The organism is Sphingopyxis sp. (assembly GCF_041916015.1).
In the GTDB taxonomy this organism is placed as follows: Bacteria; Pseudomonadota; Alphaproteobacteria; order Sphingomonadales; family Sphingomonadaceae; genus Sphingopyxis.
Map to the genome: position 1 here is coordinate 20,168 of NZ_JAYSAH010000024.1, position 16,892 is coordinate 37,059.

Annotated in this window: 14 protein-coding genes; 7 read left to right on the top strand and 7 right to left on the bottom strand. The window is 66.7% G+C overall.

Annotation, left to right across the window (positions count from 1 at the left end; all coding sequences use genetic code 11):
• Positions 1–3 precede the first annotated feature (3 nt).
• Genes ACE3SL_RS04010 through ACE3SL_RS04020 form a run of 3 tightly spaced genes read right to left on the bottom strand, consistent with a single transcriptional unit; the run spans position 4 to position 4,087 of the window.
• A complete protein-coding gene (locus ACE3SL_RS04010) occupies positions 4–2,172 on the bottom strand; it encodes an RNA degradosome polyphosphate kinase (RefSeq protein WP_374524466.1) in 2,169 nt (722 codons plus the stop codon).
• Complete coding sequence (locus ACE3SL_RS04015) at positions 2,163–2,816, bottom strand: chromosomal replication initiator DnaA (RefSeq protein WP_374524467.1); 654 nt, start codon at positions 2,814–2,816, stop codon at positions 2,163–2,165. The genes ACE3SL_RS04010 and ACE3SL_RS04015 overlap by 10 nt, the downstream gene beginning before the upstream one ends.
• Positions 2,816–4,087, bottom strand: a complete 1,272-nt coding sequence (locus ACE3SL_RS04020) for a heavy-metal-associated domain-containing protein (RefSeq protein WP_374524468.1) — start codon at positions 4,085–4,087, stop codon at positions 2,816–2,818. Before ACE3SL_RS04020 ends, ACE3SL_RS04015 begins: the two co-directional genes overlap by 1 nt.
• An 85-nt stretch (positions 4,088–4,172) precedes the next feature.
• On the opposite strand from ACE3SL_RS04020, the gene purM reads away from it, so the two are divergent.
• The 3 genes from purM (at position 4,173) to cls (ending at position 7,836) form a co-directional block, all read left to right on the top strand.
• Complete coding sequence (purM, locus tag ACE3SL_RS04025) at positions 4,173–5,279, top strand: phosphoribosylformylglycinamidine cyclo-ligase (RefSeq protein WP_374524469.1); 1,107 nt, start codon at positions 4,173–4,175, stop codon at positions 5,277–5,279.
• A 156-nt stretch (positions 5,280–5,435) separates the two neighbouring features.
• A complete protein-coding gene (gene purN, locus ACE3SL_RS04030; RefSeq protein ID WP_374524481.1) occupies positions 5,436–6,338 on the top strand; it encodes a phosphoribosylglycinamide formyltransferase in 903 nt (300 codons plus the stop codon).
• Between the two features lie 52 nt (positions 6,339–6,390).
• On the top strand, positions 6,391–7,836 hold the full coding sequence (cls, locus tag ACE3SL_RS04035) for a cardiolipin synthase (protein WP_374524470.1): 1,446 nt from the start codon (positions 6,391–6,393) through the stop codon (positions 7,834–7,836).
• A 60-nt stretch (positions 7,837–7,896) separates the two neighbouring features.
• Here the strand turns inward: cls and ndk are convergent, their stop codons facing one another.
• From ndk to ACE3SL_RS04055, 4 genes are all read right to left on the bottom strand, one after another.
• Complete coding sequence (gene ndk, locus ACE3SL_RS04040; RefSeq protein ID WP_374524471.1) at positions 7,897–8,319, bottom strand: nucleoside-diphosphate kinase; 423 nt, start codon at positions 8,317–8,319, stop codon at positions 7,897–7,899.
• A gap of 89 nt (positions 8,320–8,408) precedes the next feature.
• Complete coding sequence (locus ACE3SL_RS04045) at positions 8,409–8,930, bottom strand: hypothetical protein (RefSeq protein WP_374524472.1); 522 nt, start codon at positions 8,928–8,930, stop codon at positions 8,409–8,411.
• An 81-nt stretch (positions 8,931–9,011) separates the two neighbouring features.
• On the bottom strand, positions 9,012–9,461 hold the full coding sequence (locus ACE3SL_RS04050; RefSeq protein WP_374524473.1) for a DNA polymerase III subunit chi: 450 nt from the start codon (positions 9,459–9,461) through the stop codon (positions 9,012–9,014).
• A 111-nt stretch (positions 9,462–9,572) separates the two neighbouring features.
• Complete coding sequence (locus ACE3SL_RS04055; protein ID WP_374524474.1) at positions 9,573–11,018, bottom strand: leucyl aminopeptidase; 1,446 nt, start codon at positions 11,016–11,018, stop codon at positions 9,573–9,575.
• Between the two features lie 131 nt (positions 11,019–11,149).
• On the opposite strand from ACE3SL_RS04055, the gene ACE3SL_RS04060 reads away from it, so the two are divergent.
• The 4 genes from ACE3SL_RS04060 to rsmA all read left to right on the top strand — a co-directional run bounded on the left by ACE3SL_RS04060 (position 11,150) and on the right by rsmA (position 16,795).
• On the top strand, positions 11,150–13,468 hold the full coding sequence (locus ACE3SL_RS04060; protein WP_374524475.1) for an LPS-assembly protein LptD: 2,319 nt from the start codon (positions 11,150–11,152) through the stop codon (positions 13,466–13,468).
• 134 nt (positions 13,469–13,602) lie between these two features.
• On the top strand, positions 13,603–14,943 hold the full coding sequence (locus tag ACE3SL_RS04065) for a peptidylprolyl isomerase (protein ID WP_374524476.1): 1,341 nt from the start codon (positions 13,603–13,605) through the stop codon (positions 14,941–14,943).
• Positions 14,943–15,962 carry a 4-hydroxythreonine-4-phosphate dehydrogenase PdxA gene (gene pdxA / locus ACE3SL_RS04070; protein WP_374524477.1) on the top strand — a complete coding sequence of 340 codons (1,020 nt, stop codon included), beginning with the start codon at positions 14,943–14,945 and terminating at the stop codon, positions 15,960–15,962. Before ACE3SL_RS04065 ends, pdxA begins: the two co-directional genes overlap by 1 nt.
• Positions 15,959–16,795 (top strand): 16S rRNA (adenine(1518)-N(6)/adenine(1519)-N(6))-dimethyltransferase RsmA, encoded by an 837-nt coding sequence (rsmA, locus tag ACE3SL_RS04075; protein WP_374524478.1) that lies wholly within the window; start codon positions 15,959–15,961, stop codon positions 16,793–16,795. The genes pdxA and rsmA overlap by 4 nt, the downstream gene beginning before the upstream one ends.
• The last annotated feature ends 97 nt before the right edge of the window (positions 16,796–16,892 follow it).

Below are 16,892 nucleotides of genomic sequence, written 5' to 3' on the forward strand. Positions count from 1 at the left end.
GTCTCAATCTGCGCGCATGTTGAAGTCGAGCGTCGGGACGTCGTGGCGCTTGTGGAGCGCGGTGCCGCGGCCCGAGAGCGAGGGGTTGTTCATGAAATAATGGTGCAGGTTGAATGGCTTGTCGCCCGGCGTCAGGCGCTTGCAGAGGCCGTCGGGCTGCAGCACCCAGCTTTGCTCGTTGTCGATCAGGTTCGCGACGAGAACCTGGTCGAGAATCTGGTCGTGGACGGTCGGATTCTCGATCGGGATCATATATTCGACGCGCCGGTCGAAGTTGCGCGGCATCCAGTCGGCGCTGGAGATATAGAGTTTCGCCCCGCTGTGCGGCAGGCGCGCGCCATTGGCAAAGGCCCAGATGCGGCTATGTTCGAGGAAACGTCCGACGACCGACTTGACGCGGATCGTTTCGGAGAGGCCGGGAACGCCGGGGCGCAGGCAGCAGATGCCGCGCACGATCAGTTCGATCGGCACCCCCGCCATGCTCGCTTCGTAGAGCTTGTCGATGATATCGGGATCGACGAGGCTGTTCATCTTCGCCCACAGCCCCGACGGCCGCCCCGCCTTCGCGGCCGCGATCTCGGCATCGATCAGCTCGCTGAGGTGGTGGCGCATGTTGAGCGGCGACATCGTCACCATCTCGAGCCGCTCGGGCTCGACATAGCCGGTGATGTAATTGAAGAGCTGCGCCGCATCGCGGCCCGCGCGAGGATCGGCGGTGAAGAAGCTCAAATCGGTGTAGATACGCGCGGTCACGGGGTGGTAGTTGCCGGTCCCGAAGTGGCAATAGGTGCGGTAGCCCTGCCCTTCGCGGCGCACGACCATCGAGATTTTGGCGTGCGTCTTCCATTCGATGAAGCCGTAAACGACCTGCACCCCGGCGCGTTCGAGCTGGTTCGCCCAGAGCAGATTCTGCTCCTCGTCGAAACGCGCCTTGAGCTCGACGACCGCGGTCACCGACTTGCCCGCCTCGGCCGCCTCGATCAGCGCGCGGATCACCGGCGACTGGTTGCCGGCGCGGTAGAGCGTCTGCTTGATCGCGACGACGTCGGGATCGGCGGCGGCCTGCCGCAGGAAGGAGAGCACGACGTCGAAGCTCTCATAAGGATGATGGACGACGATGTCCTTCGAGCGGATCGCCGCGAAGCAGTCGCCGCCATGCTCGCGGATACGCTCGGGGAAACGCGGCGAGTAAGCGGGGAATTTGAGGTCGGGCCGGTCGATGTCGACGAGCGCTGACAGCGCCGCAAGGCCGATGAAGCCGCCGATCTTGGCGACGATCGCCTCATGCCCCTGAATATCGGCGTTGAGCACCGCCGCGATCTCTGCCGACATGTCGGCTTCGAGTTCGAGCAGGATGACACGCCCGCGGCGGCGGCGGCGGATCGCGGTGCGGAACAGGCGGACGAGGTCCTCGGCCTCTTCCTCGATTTCGATATCGCTGTCGCGGATGATACGGAACACGCCGAGCGAGCGCACGGTGAAGCCCGGGAACAGCAGGTCGGCGAACAGCTCGACCAGATATTCGATGGGCACGAAGCCGCCAGCCTCTCCCGGCACCGGCACGAAGCGCGCGAGCGACGCCGGGATCATCACCAGTTCGCGCACCGTATCGCCGGTCGCCTTGCGCTGGAGATCGAAGATCACGCCGAGTCCGCGGTTCGGAATGAACGGGAACGGATGCGCCGGGTCGAGCACCTGCGGGGTCAGGATCGGGAAGATCTGGTCGATGAAATATTGGCGCAGCGCGGCGCGGAGCGCCTGCTTGTCCGACCCGGCGCCGTGGACGACGATCCCCTGTTCGGCGAGCTGGCGGTGCAGCAATTGCCATTCGCTCTGCTGCTGATCGACGAGGCGGTTCACCTCGGCCTCGATCTCGGCGAGCTGCTGGCCCGGCGAACGGCCATCGGCCGAGGGATCATCGATCCCCTGCAATTGCTGGCCCTTGAGCCCCGCGACGCGGACCATGAAGAATTCGTCGAGGTTGCTGCCCGAGATCGACAGGAAGCGCAGCCGCTCGAGCAAGGGATGCGCGGGATTGCGCGCCTCCTCCATCACCCGCCGGTTGAAGGCGAGCCACGAGAGTTCGCGGTTGAAGAAGCGTTCGGGGCCGAAACTGGGCGGCGCCGTGTCGGCGTCATTGTCTGCGCGTAGGGGGCCGCCGGCTATCGACATTGTGCTGCATCCTGCCTTTCGAGCAAATCGGGATCGATCAGCCCCTGTGACAGTAATGTTTCACGAATAAGACGGATGCCGATCCCGCGCCCCTTTTCGAGCGAGGCGGCGTCGAGCGCCGCGACGATGCGGTGGATCATCGCATAGCTGCGCTCCATGCGCGGCACGATATAGGAGGGCACCTCGGGCGTGATCGCGATGCCGCGCTGCGCGAACAGCGCCTCGATCAGGTCGCGCGCGAGGCAGTCGTCGGGCTCGCCGATCGTCAGCACCGGGACGGCGGCGAGCCGCGAGCGCAGATCGGGCAGCGCGATGGCCCAGTCCGCGGGCGGCGCGTCCGCGATGATCAGCAGCGGAGCCCCTGAGGATTGCGCGGCGTTCCACGCGTGGAAAATCTCTTCTTCCGAAACGCTGCGCGGCCCGTCGATCACCCTGCCCCCGGTTTCGCGCGCGAACAGGCGTCCGATCAGGCTGCGCCCCGAGCCGCGCGGGCCGGTGAGCACCGCGGTCCGTACCGGCCAGGTCGCGACGTGGCGGAGGTAGCGCACCGCATCGGCGTTGCTGGTGCCGACGATCAGCGGGCCGTCGCCCGCGCCGCCGGCGCTCCAGTCGAGCGGCAGCGCAATCTGTCCGGGCGCCCGCATCAGCGGCTGATCCTGAGCTGGCCGCCGCCTTCCTGAACCTTGAACCCGCGCGCCGCGAGCGCCGTCTTCAATGCCGCGAGGTCGCCCCGGAAGCTGACGCGCATCACCGAGGTGCCGCCGAGCGCGAGGCTGGTCGTCGCGGCCGACTGGACCCCCGCGACGCCGCCGACCGCGCGTTCGGTCGCCGACACCGAATCGACGTCGGGCGAGCTGTACTGGACGGTGAAGCTCTGCACGCCTGCCGTCGGCGCCACCGGCACCGCACTGTCGGTTTCGGCCGGCAGCGCATCATCTTCCGTCACCGTCTCCTCGGGCAGATCGGCCTTTTCGACCGGCTTTTCGAGGACGAGATAGGTATCGGTCTTGAGAATGCCCGCCGCGAGCGCGCCGGTATAGATGCTGTCCATCCGCGCGACCGCCTTTTCCATCATGTCGGGAAGCGCGGCCGGGCTCGGTCCGGTCATGGTGAAGCTGTCGATCAGCCTGTTATCGGGACCGAAGCGCGCGGTGAAGATGCCCCGGATCGGCCCGCCGGGGTAGCTGTATTCGACCCGCGCGATCGGGATGAGCACGTCGGCGGCGCCATATTGGTCGAGGATTACGCGCCACCAGACGCGGCCGCGGCGGCCGATCTGCCCCGAATTGAGCAGCAGCGTGTCGGCGCCGGTGCCCGCGGTGCGGACATAGTCGATCGCGCTCTGCCCGGTATTATATTCGGCCCAGGCGCGCTGCCAGGCGCTGCGCTGTTCGAACACCTGTTCGATGCCGTCGACCGAATAGACCGGGATGACGAGCAAGGGCGGCGAGCGCAGTGTGCGGCCGCTGACGCCGAGAATCTGCCCCGCGCGCACGCGGTCGAACTGGACGCCGAGCCGCGCGACATAGCGGCGCGGGCCGATCTGCTCATGCTCGACGACGATCGCGGTGACGATGCCGTCGAGCACCGAATCGCCGAGCGCGGGGCCGTCGGAGCCGTTGATCCGCTTGTAGAGCTGCGCCCAGCCCTGGCGCTGCGCCTCGCGCCAGCCCTTTTCGCGCGCATCCTCGGCATTGTCGCCGGTGACGTCGACCATGATCCCGCTCGCGAGGAAGTCGCCGCTGCTGTTGATCGGGGTGATGCCGCGATCGCCGCGCGCGATTTGCCCCTCGACGATCCCGGCGATCAGCACCGCGAAAAACAGACCGAAAAGCGCGGCCCAGCGCCAATCGCGGAGCGCGAGCGAAGGAAGATGGAAGCGGAAAGCGAAGCGGGGGAAAGCGGCCGAAGTCATATCTTCTCTATTCTTTGCCCCGAAGTGCGATCCCCGACAAGGAAATCATGGCATTTGTCGGCCGGAAGCGTTAGTCGCGCGGGCCATGGATTCCAAGCATAACCAACCCGCCTCCTACACATATGCCGAGGCCGGCGTCTCGATCGAGTCCGGCAATGCGCTGGTCCGTGCCATTGCCCCGCTCGCCCGTGCGACGCGCCGCCCCGGCGCCGATGCGGACCTCGGCGGCTTCGGCGGTTTCTTCGACCTGAAGGCGGCGGGGTTCAACGACCCGCTGCTGGTGGCCGCCAATGATGGGGTGGGCACCAAGCTCAAGCTCGCGATCGATTCGGGCAAACATGACGGCGTGGGCATCGACCTCGTCGCGATGTGCGTCAACGATCTGATCGTGCAGGGCGCCGAGCCTTTGTTCTTCCTCGACTATTATGCGACGGGCAAGCTCGACAACGCGGTCGCGACCGACGTCGTCGCGAGCATCGCCGAGGGTTGCAGGCAGGCCGGCTGCGCGCTGATCGGCGGCGAGACTGCCGAGATGCCGGGCATGTATGCGGACGGCGACTACGACCTCGCGGGCTTCTGCGTCGGCGCGGTCGAGCGCGATCAGGTGCTGACCGCCGACAAGGTGGCGGCGGGCGACGTGATTCTGGGGCTCGCCTCGTCGGGCGTCCACTCGAACGGCTTTTCGCTCGTTCGGCGGCTCGCGGCGGACAAGGGCTGGAAGCTCGACCGCCCTGCGCTGTTCGACCAGAATCTGCTGCTGATCGACGCGCTGATGGCGCCGACGCGCATCTATGTGAAGAGCCTGCTGCCGCTGGTGAAGACCGGCAAGATTCACGCGCTCGCGCATATCACCGGCGGCGGGCTGCTCGAAAATATCCCGCGCGTGCTGCCGAAGACGCTGCACGCGCATGTCGATGCCGATGCGTGGGAACAGCCGCGCCTGATGGCCTTCCTGCAGGCGCAGGGGAATATCGAGCCCGAGGAAATGGCGCGCACCTTCAATTGCGGGATCGGCATGGCGGTCGTGGTGGCCGAGGCCGACGTTGCCGACGTGACGGCGGCGCTGGAAGCGGCGGGCGAGACGGTGTTCCGGATCGGGCATATCGCCGAGGGCGAGAAGGGTTGCACCGTGTCGGGTGGTACCGAAACGTGGAGCGCGATGGGCGCGTGGAGTGCGACGCATAATGGCTAAGGCGCCGAAATCCCCCTCCCGCTTGCGGGAGGGGTTAGGGGAGGGCCTGTTTCGGCGCTCTCCCATTCGACTCCCCCTCCCCCGACCCCTCCCGCAAGCGGGAGGGGAGAGGTGAAAGCCCGCGTCGCCGTCCTCATTTCCGGCGCCGGGACCAATATGGCCGCGCTGCTCTATGCCGCCAAAGCCGCCGATTGCCCCTATGAACTCGTGCTCGTCGCGAGCAACAATCCCGATGCGCCGGGACTGGCACTCGCCGCGGCGGAGGGCATCGCGACGTGGAGCCTTTCGCACAAGGGCCTGAACCGCGACGCCTTCGATCTGCTGGTCGATGAACAGCTTCGCGCGGCGGATGCCGACTATCTCGCGCTCGCAGGCTATATGCGGATATTGAGCGACGATTTCGTCGCGCGCTGGGCCGGGCGGATGCTCAACATCCACCCGAGCCTGCTCCCCAAATATAAGGGCCTCAACACCCATCAGCAGGCGATCGACGCCGGCGACAGATATGGCGGGTGCAGCGTCCATGTCGTCACCCCCGCGCTCGACGGCGGCCCGGTGCTCGCGCAGACCGAAGTCGCGATCGTGCCGGGCGATACCGCCGAAACGCTCGCCGAGCGGGTCCGCCTTGCCGAGCATCAGCTCTATCCTGCCACCCTCGCCGCCTTCGTGTCGCGCGAACGCTCGCCCGACTGGCTGCTCGGCCGCGTCCGCGATCTGGCGATGGCGCTGCCCGAGGCCGACGAGGTGAGCTCGCACGGCATGCCGTGCTTCGGGATCGTCAAGGGCAAGAAGTTCGCCTATTTCACCCATGATCATCATGGCGACGGCCGGACCGCGCTGCTCGTCAAGATCAGCGGCGCCGACGAGCAGTCGCAGCTGATCGAGCTCGACGAAGCGCGCTATTACCGGCCCGCCTATTTCGGCGACGGCTGGATCGGCATCCGCCTCGACCTTGGCGATACCGATTGGGATGCGATCGGCGAATGGCTCCGCAAGAGCTGGCTTGCGATCGCGCCGAAGAAGCTGTCAGGGCTGATGGCGGCCGCCGAGGACTTCTGACCCCCAAATTTCGCGCTGGCCTTTTGCGCCGAAGCGCGGTGATATCCGCGCGATGGAGTTCGATTTCGCCCTGATCCTGTCGGCGCTCTATATCGCCGCTTTCATCGTCATCATGGGGCGGATTATCCTGCGGCCGCAGCGCGAGCCCGCTTCGCGGCTCGCTTGGCTGATCGCGACGATCGCGGTACCGGTCGTCGGTATCCTCGCCTATCTGCTGCTCGGCGAAGCGCGGATCAGCGCCAAGCGACGCGCGCGCTATGCCGCCATCGAGGCGCATCTGCCGCATCCGCACGAGCGCGCCGAAGTGCGCCGCGCGCTCGCACGCAGCGCCTGGGCCGCGCCCTTCGCGCTCGCCGAGACGGTCAATGCGCTACCCCCGACCGCGGGGAACCGCGCCCGGCTGGCGGCGGACAGCAACGCCGCGATCCGCGAGATGGTCGAGGATATCGACGACGCAACATCGACCGTCCATCTCTGCTTCTATATCTGGCTCGCCGACAATAATGGTTTTCGAATCAAGGATGCGCTGGTCCGCGCCGCGAAGCGCGGGGTGAAGGTGCGCGTGCTGGCCGATGCGCTGGGGTCGCGCGGCTTCATCCGCTCAGCCTATTGGATCGAGATGCAGAATGCCGGGATCGACGCGCGGATCGCGCTGCCGATCGGGGGCCTCGTCTGGACGCTGATCCGCGGGCGCTTCGACCTGCGCAACCATCGCAAGCAGCTGATCGTCGACAATCGCATCGCCTGGTGCGGCAGCCAGAATCTCGCCGATCCCGAATTTCGCGTGAAATCGAAATATGCGCCGTGGGTCGATATCATGACGCGCTGGGAGGGGCCGGTGGTGCGCGACTGCCAGTTCATCTTCGCGGCCGATTGGGAAAGCGAGCACGGCGACGACATCAGCGGCCTGCTCCGCGACGGCGCCGAGCCCGATCCCGTCGAGACGCCCGGGATCGCGGTACAGGCGATCGGGACGGGCCCGAACGTCCGCTACGCCGCGATGACCGCCTGCTTCACGTCGCTCATCCATTCGGCGCGGCGCGAGCTCATTGTGACGACGCCCTATTTCGTGCCCGACGAGCAGTTGCTCTTCGCGCTGCTCGACTGCGCGCGGCGCGGGGTCGAGACGGTGATGATCCTGCCCAGGCGCAACGACAGCCGCATCGTCGCGGGGGCGAGCCGGAGCTATTATGCCGATCTCGTCGATGCCGGCGTGAAACTCTACGAATACCGCCCCGGCCTGCTTCATGCGAAAACGATGGTCGTCGACGGCGAGGTCGCGCTGATCGGATCGGCGAACCTCGACCGGCGGAGCTTCGAGCTCAATTTCGAGAATAATCTGCTGCTGCGCGACAAGGCGTTCGCCGCAGAAATCCGGGCGCGGCAGATGGACTACATCGCCGCGTCGGACCGCGTGACCGCGGAGGACGTCGCGCGCTTCGGGATCGTGCGGCGCTTGTGGCAGAATCTCGTCGCAACGGTCAGCCCCTTGCTCTGAAACGCAAAAGGGCCGCCGGATCGCTCCGGCGGCCCCTTTCTGCCTCGCGGCAATCGGTGTTTAGCCGACGATCTCTTCGGGCTTGAAGAAATAGGCGATCTCGATCGCCGCATTTTCGTCGCTGTCCGACCCGTGAACCGTGTTCGCCTCGATGCTCTCGGCCAGTTCCTTGCGGATCGTGCCGGGGGCGGCGTCCTTGGGATTGGTCGCGCCCATGATGTCGCGGTTGCGCTGCATCGCATTCTCACCCTCGAGAACCTGGACGACGACGGGGCCCGAGGTCATGAATTCGACGAGTTCGCCGAAGAAAGGACGTTCCTTGTGGACCGCGTAAAAGCCTTCGGCCTGTTCCTTGGTCATATGGATGCGCTTCGAGGCGACGACGCGGAGGCCGGCGTCTTCCAGCATCTTGGTGACGGCGCCGGTGATGTTGCGGCGCGTCGCGTCGGGCTTGATGATCGAAAAGGTGCGGGTGACCGCCATGGGAAAGCTCCTGGTTGGTATTTTCTGCGATGCGCGCGCCTCTAGCCGCGCTTTTGCTGCACCGCAAGGTCGGAGCGCCGTGCAGCCGGTCAGGCGCCCGAACCGTATGTTACCGCGCCCTGCACCATGTCGCCTTCCTGGGTCGCGGTGACCTGAATCGTCGTGTTTGCGTCGCCGGGCTTTTCGGCGCCGATGAGGATCGTGTCGCCCGCCTTCATCTCGGACTTCACCTTGAGGCCCACCGCCTCGATCTGGCTGCGGTAGTGCGCGACGACGTCCGCGGCCTTGGCCTTGACCTCGAAGCTCGCGACACCGCCCTGCTTGCCATCGGAGCTTCCCGCGAACCCGCCGGTCATCTTCGAGCCCGGATAGGGGGTGAGGCCCGCGGGCAGCTTGGCGTCGGTGCCGAAGCGCATCTCTCCATCCTCGGTCTTGACCGTCACATTGCCGTCCTCGCCGTCCTTGCTGCCGCTGACCTTATATTCGGCGGTCTTGCCCGTGGCGGGGTCGGTGTAGGTTCCGCTCGCGACCTCGGTTTCCGATTTCGAGCCGCAGCCCGCGACGAGCAATGCCATGGCGGCGGCGAGGGCGAGATGTGTCCGTATCGTCATATCCAGGCTCCTGCAAAATCACTGGAGCCGGTCTGCAACGCGACGCGCGCCCTGTCGGTGATGCCTGTCACAGCCGGAAGCTCACGGCCCCTCCGACCAGCGTCCGCGATCATCCTGTTTCCAGAAGCGGTTGTCGACATCCTCGCGCGCCGCGAGCGCACGCCATGTCGCACGGGCATCGTCGATTCGGCTGTTGTCGAACAGCAGGAAGGCGCGCGCGAACCCGAGCGCCTCCTCGCGCCACTCGCCATCGGCGAGCGCGATGTGCGTCGCGCCATTGGGCGGCGCGGGGTCGAGCGTGCCCGCGAGCAGGATCGGCTCGATCGCCTCGTCGGGCAAGCCCGCATGTCCGTGCGGCAGGAAGCTTGCGGGCTGAAGCGTCCAGAGCGCCTCGTCGATCGCCTGCCGCTGCATCGCCGACGCAGCGACCACCAGCAGACGGTCGCCGTTGCCGAGGATTCGGGTGGCGATCGCCGGGAGCACGCGCTCGACGGGGTCGCGGGTCAGGCGGTAGAAATCGACGCGGGGCATGAGCAATACCCTGCCGCCGTCATTGCGAGGAGCGAAGCGACGCGGCAATCCAGAGTGGCGTAAACCGCCCTGGATTGCTTCGCTTCGCTCGCAATGACGGAGTGAAGACCATCACCCCTCGTGATTGTCGGCGATATAGCGGTCGAGCAAGCGCACGCCGTAACCCGTCGCGCCCTTGCCATAGACCGGACCGTCCTTGTCGGCCCACGCCATGCCCGCGATGTCGAGATGCGCCCAGGCGACGCCTTCCTCGACATAGCGCTTCAGGAACTGCGCCGCGGTGATCGAGCCGCCTTCGCGCGGGCCGATATTCTTCATGTCGGCGATCGGGCTGTCGATCAGCTTGTCATAGGCAGGCGACAGCGGGAAGCGCCACAGCTTGTTGCCGCTTGCCTCGCCGGCTTCGAGCAGATTCGCCGCAAGCGTCTCATCATTCGCGAACATCCCCGCATATTCATGGCCGAGCGAAATCACCATCGCCCCGGTCAGCGTCGCAAGATCGACGATGATCCTGGGATCATAGGCTTTCTGCGCCCAGGCGATCGCGTCGCAAAGGACGAGACGGCCCTCGGCGTCGGTGTTGAGCACCTCGACCGTCTGACCCGACATGGTGGTGACGATATCGCCGGGGCGCATCGCGTTGCCGTCGGGCATATTCTCGACGAGGCCGACGACGCCGACGACGTTCGCCTTCGCCTTGCGCCCGGCGATCGCCTTGATCGCCCCGGCAACGGCGCCCGCGCCGCCCATGTCCCACTTCATCATGTCCATGCCCGGTCCGGGCTTCAGGCTGATACCGCCGGTGTCGAAGGTCACGCCCTTGCCGATGAAGACGACCGGCGCCTCGCCGGGATTGCCGCCGTTCCAGCGCATCGCGAGCAGCCGCGGCGGGCGCGTCGAACCCTGCGCGACGCCGAGCAGCGCGCCCATGCCGAGCGCCTTCATCTGCCGCTCGTCGAGCACCTCGATCTCGACGCCGAGATCGGTCAGATGCTGGCAGCGTTCGACGAAGCTTTCGGGATAGAGGATGTTCGGTGGCTCGGCGACGAGCGTCTGGGTCAGCGCGACGCCATCGGCGACCGCCGAATAACGGCCCCAGCGCGCCGACAGATCGCCCGCGGGCGAGGCGATGACGATCTTCGCCAGGCTCGGCTTCGCATTGTCCGGCAGGCGGGTGCGATAGGTGTCGATCCGCCAGTTGCGCAGCTTCGCGCCCATGGCGAAGGCGAGGACATCATCCTCGTCGCTCTGCCCCGCGCTCGCGAAATCGACCTGGACCGCTGTGACGCCGCTCGTCTGGAGCTTCGCGGTCAGCGCTGCGCCGCCGCGTTCGAGGTCGTGCGCCGTGCCGTCGCCGATCCCGACGAGCAGCAGCCGCTTCGCCTGCTCGCCGTCGAGCGCCGCGGTCTCGGCAATCGCGCCCGCCGCGCCCTCGAACCGCGCCTGCGCCGCCGCCGCGCCGAGCAGCGCGCCGAGCCTGGCGGCCTCGCCCTTGCGGACCGGAAATGCGACGACGTCGGCAGACGCATCGATTTGCGCGACAAACTGGATGTCCATGCCTTAACTTTCTCATGCGATGATTGATTGGAACGTGCCGGACCGATAGGGGTTTCGCCTGCGAGTTGCAAAACAAAGCAGATGACCCTGTCCGGGTGGACACTAGATAAGGCGTGGGACAAAGATATCAAATGAGCTGGGCTTTGTTCCATCCGTCCGCACGCACGCAGCCGCTCTGGCTTGCGACCGCAAGCGGCGCTGCGCTGATGGCGTGTCCCGTCGCTGCACAGCAGACGGTCGAGCCGCCGCGCATCGAGGTGCCGCGCACCGAGATACAGGCGGGCCAGCCCGACCTGCAGGATCGCGGCGTCTCGGCGGTGACGGTCGATGCCCCCGATCCCAAGTCGGACGAGCAGGTCGGCTTTGCCGCCGACAACCTCAATTACGATAACGAGACCGATATCGTCGTTGCCGAAGGCAATGTCGAAATGAACCGCGACACGATCCAGATGCGCGCGGACAAGGTGACATGGAACCGCAAGACCGGCGAGGTCGTCGCCGAGGGCGGGGTCGCGGTCAAGAATCCCGAGGGCGACACCGCTTATGGCGACCGCATCGTCCTGACCGACACGCTGCGCGACGGCGTGGTCGAGAATATGCTGGTCGTGCTCGACAACGGCGCCCGCCTCGCCGCGGTGAAGGGCACGCGCTTCGACAACGGCAATATCGAGCTCGAGAACGCCGCCTACACTCCCTGCCCCGTCGCCGACGAATCGGGCTGCCCCAAAAAGCCGAGCTGGCAGATTCGCGCGGTCCGCGTGATCTATGACCGCGCGAAGAACAAGGTCCGCTACAAGGGTGCGCGGGTCGAGATTTTCGGCCTGCCGCTGATCCCGCTGCCGGGGCTCAGCCACCCCGCGAACAAGGAAGCGGGCAGCGGATTGCTCGTCCCCGAAATCCGGCTCGACCGCACCAACGGCTTCGAAATCGCGGTCCCCTATTATCTGCGCCTCGCGCCCGACCGCGACCTGACGATCACGCCGCACCTCTACACGGGCTCGGTCCCGATGATCGAAGGCGAGTTCCGCGCGCTCACCGACATCGGGTCGTTCCGCATCAACGGCTTCGCGACCCACAGCTCGGTCGTTCCCGTATCGGGGCAGGTGATCGACCCCAACCGCCAGTTTCGCGGCTATCTGGAAAGCGCGGGCAAATTCCAGTTCGACCCGCGCTGGAGCCTGTCCTTCTCGGGCCGGATCACCACCGACCGCACCTTCCTGCGGCGCTACGACATCAACCGCGACGACCGGCTGCGCTCGACCTTCGAGCTCGAGCGGATCGGCGGGCAGAGCTATCTGTCGATCGCCGGCTGGGCGACGCAGACGCTGCGCGTCAACGACAGCCAGGGGCAGCAGCCGATCGCGCTGCCGATCATCGACTATCGCCAGCGCCTCGCCGACCCGCTGCTCGGCGGTCAGATCGAACTGCAGCTCAACACGCTGGCGATCGGGCGGACGTCGGGTCAGGACACCCAGCGCGCTTTCGCGGGCGCGACGTGGAATCTGCGCGGGCTGACCGGGCTTGGCCAGGAAGTCGTGCTGACCGCGATGGTGCGCGGCGACGTCTATCACAGCGACGAGAATCTGCTGACCGCGATCCCGGGCTATCGCGGCAAATCGGGCTGGCAGGGCCGCGGCATCGCCGCGATCGCGGCCGACATGCGCTGGCCTTTCGTCGGCGAGTTTCTGGGCGGCACGCAGACGCTGACCCCGCGCGTCCAGATCGTCGCGACTCCGAGCATCAAGAATCTCGACATTCCGAACGAGGATTCGCGCGCTTTCGACCTCGAAGACAGCAATCTTTTCGCGATCAACCGCTTCAACGGCTATGACCGGTTCGAGGATGGCGCGCGCATCACCTATGGCCTCGAATGGAATTTCAGCCGGCCGGGGCTCAACATCAATTCGGTGATCGGGCAGAGTTATCGCCTGTCGGACAAGCCGTCGCTGTTCCCCGACGGCACCGGCCTGACCGACCGGACGTCCGATATCGTCGGGCGCACCACCGTCGCTTACAAGGATTTCCTGCGGCTGACGCACCGTTTCCGGCTCGACAAGGACAATCTGGCGATCCGCCGCAACGAGATCGACGCGACGATCGGCAGCCGGTCGACCTATGCGATGGTCGGCTATTCGCGGCTCAACCGCGACATATTGCTGCTCGGCGAGGATCTGCAGGACCGCGAGGAAGTGCGCGCCGGCGGCCGCGTCGCCTTTGCCAGAAACTGGTCGGTCTTCGGATCGGCGACCGTCGACCTGACGCGGAAAAAGGACGATCCGCTGGGCATCGCCGACGGGTTCGACCCGATTCGCCACCGGCTGGGGATCGCCTATGACGACGAATGCCTGTCGATCGCGCTGACCTGGCGCCGCGACTATATCGACACCGGCGACGCCAAGCGCGGCAACAGCTTCTCCTTCCGCATCGCTTTCCGCAACCTCGGCTTCTGACCTGCCTTGCTCAGCCCCCGTTCAGCGTTCCCGCGCTATCGAGACCGCGAACATGGCCCGGAGGGCGATTGCGCTGGACCATCGGGCGTATCCGCTGATACGGAGCGTGCCGTTATTTCTCGAATAGGATGGCAATGACCAAATTTTCGACCATGATCGGGCTGATCACCGTGGCGGCCGTGGGCGCGACGCCGGTGCTGGCCCAGACCGTTCCCGACGGCGAAGTGCCGACGACGAGCCTGAATATTCCGGGCAACGTCAAGCTTTACGGCGACGACAAGCCCAACGTCTATCGCCCCTCGGCGACGGTGAATGGCGAGATCATCACCGCGACCGACATCGAGCAGCGCATGGCGCTGATCCGCATCGCGAACAGCAATGTCGATCTGCCCGCCGACGAACTGCAGCGGTTGCGCCAGCAGGTCTTCAGCAATCTGATCGACGAAAAGCTGCAGATTCAGGAAGCGAAGGCGGCGAAGATCGAGATCGACGAAAATCTCATCGACCAGCAATTCGCCCGCCTTGCCGCCCGCTTCAAGCAGGCGCCCGAGGATTTCGCCAAATATCTCGAGTCCAAGGGATCGTCGGCAGCGGCGGTGAAGCAGCAGATTCGCGGCGAATTCGCCTGGGACCGCTTGCTGTCGCGCAACATCCAGTCAACGACCAACGTCTCGACCGAGGAAGTCGATATCATCGTCAAGCAGATGCAGGACAGCAAGGGGCTCGACGAGTTTCATCTCGGCGAAATCTATCTGTCGGCGACGCCCGAAAACTCCGCGGCGGTGGCCGAGAACGCACGCAAGATCATTCAGGCGCTGCAGGCGGGTGGCAGCTTTGCCGCCTATGCGCGCCAGTTCTCCGAAGCCTCGACCGCCGTCGTCGGCGGCGATCTCGGCTGGGTGCGCGGCGGCCAGCTGCCCGCATCGATGGCCGACGCGGCGCAGCAGATGGCACCCGGCCAGCTCGTCGGACCGATCGAGGTGCCGGGCGGCGTGTCGATCATGCTGATGATCGACCGGCGGCAGGTGCTGACCGCCGATCCGCGCGACGCGGTGCTGAGCCTCAAGCAGGTCTCGCTCGACTTTGCCCCGGGAACCAGCGAAGCGCAGGCCTCGGCGCTGGCGAGCAAGTTCGCCGAGGCGACGCGCGCGATCGCGGGTTGCGGCGGCGCCGACAGCGTTGCCGCCGCGCTGGGCGCGCATGTCGTCGCGCGCGACAATATCGCGATGCGCGCGCTGCCGCCGCCGCTCCAGGCGACGCTCTCGACGATGCAGATCGGCCAGACGACGCAGCCGTTCGGCGCCGCCAACGAAGGCATCAGCGTGCTCGTGCTGTGCGGCCGCGACATGCCGGCCACCGCCGCCGAGCCCGACCGCGCCCAGATCGAGGAAAAAATCCTCGAGGACAAGGTCAACAAGCGCGCCCAGCGCTATCTGCGCGACCTGCGCCGCGACGCGGTGATCGAATATAGCTGATGCCTGTTTCTGACGATCGACGCCCGATCGCGGTCACCATGGGTGACCCGGCCGGCGTCGGCCCCGAAGTCGCCGCGCGCGCCTGGGCCGCGCGGCGCGAGCATGCGCTGCCGCCTTTCGTCGCGATCGGCGACATCGCCGCGATCGAAGCCGTGTGGGACGGCCCGGTGGCGCGTGTCAGCGACATGGGCGAGGCCGTCGGCGCCTTCGATGCGGCGCTGCCCGTCTGGCATCTCGAAGACAGCGGTCCGCTGACCCCCGGCGTTCCGACGCCCGCGGGCGCGACCTGCGCGCTCCACGCGCTCGAAACCGGCATCGGCCTGACCCGCAACGGCGCGAGCGGCGCGCTCGTCACCGGATCGGTGTCAAAACATGCGCTGCACGGCATCGGCTATACCCACCCCGGCCAGACCGAATTCATCGCCGAACGCTGCGGCGTCACCGCGACCAATGCGGTGATGATGCTCGCGGGGCCGACCCTGCGCGTCGTGCCGCTGACCGTCCACATCCCGCTCGCCGAAGTGCCCGAGCGGCTGACCGCCGAGCTGATCGTCGCCAAGGCGCGGATCGTCGCGCGCGGCCTCGTCCGCGATTTCGGCATCGCGGCGCCGCGTATCGCGATCGCCGGGCTCAACCCGCATGCGGGCGAAAGCGGGCAGCTCGGCGACGAGGAAACCCGCATCATCGCGCCCGCGGTCGCGCAGCTGGCCGAAGAGGGCATCGCTGTCGACGGTCCGCTCGCCGCCGATGCGCTGTTCGCGCCCGGCATCCGCGATCACTATGACGCGATCCTCTGTTGCTATCACGATCAGGCGCTGGCGCCGTTCAAGGCGCTGCATTTCCACGACGGGGTCAATCTGACGCTGGGGCTGCCGATCATCCGCACCTCGCCCGACCATGGCACCGCGTTCGATATCGCGGGCACGGGCAAGGCCGACCCTGGCCCGACGATCGCAGCGATCGCGATGGCGGCGCGCATGGCGGCCACCCGCGACAGCAGCCTTTCGCCCGCGAAGTGACCGCCGCGCCGAACAAGCCGCTGCCTCCGCTGCGCGAGACGGTGCGCGCGCACGGGCTGTCGGCGAGCAAGGCGCTCGGCCAGAATTTCCTGTTCGACGAGCAATTGCTCGACCGGATCGCGGCGCTGCCGGGCGATCTCGACGGACAGACGGTGTTCGAGGTCGGGCCGGGGCCGGGCGGGCTCACGCGCGCCCTGCTGCGCGCGGGCGCGAAGGTGATCGCGGTCGAGCGCGACGATCGCTGCCTGCCCTTGCTCACCGAGCTTAGCGAAGCCTTCGACGGGCGGCTGACAGTGATCCCCGACGACGCCATGGCGATCGACGCCGATGCGCTCGCGGGCGGGCCTTATCATATCGTCGCGAACCTCCCCTACAATGTCGGGACCGCGCTGTTCACGCGCTGGCTGGAGCCGAAGGCGTGGCCTCCGCAATGGCTGTCGCTGACGCTGATGTTCCAGTTGGAGGTCGCCGAACGCATCGTCGCCCCGGTCGGCACGAACGCCTACGGGCGCCTCGCGGTGCTGGCGCAGTGGCGCTCGACCGCGAAGATCGCGATGAAAGTCCATCGTTCGGCCTTCACCCCGCCGCCAAAGGTGATGTCGGCGATCGTCCACGTCACGCCCGCGGAGGAACCCGAAGGCGTCGATCCGAGAATCCTCTCGAAACTCACCGAAAAGGGCTTCGGTCAGCGGCGCAAGATGCTGCGGCAGAGCCTGAAGGGCATGGCCGGCGCGGTCGAGGCGCTGGACGCGCTCGGCATCGACCCGACACGCCGCGCCGAAACGGTCAGCGTGGCGGAATGGGTTTCGCTGGCACGAGTGCTAGGCCGGTAAACGGCCGCTTTCGACCGGGAGAGGGAAGCCCAACCTATACTCCCGTTCGTGTCGAGCGAAGTCGAGACACAAAGAGCACCATGGCCCTCACCCCCCA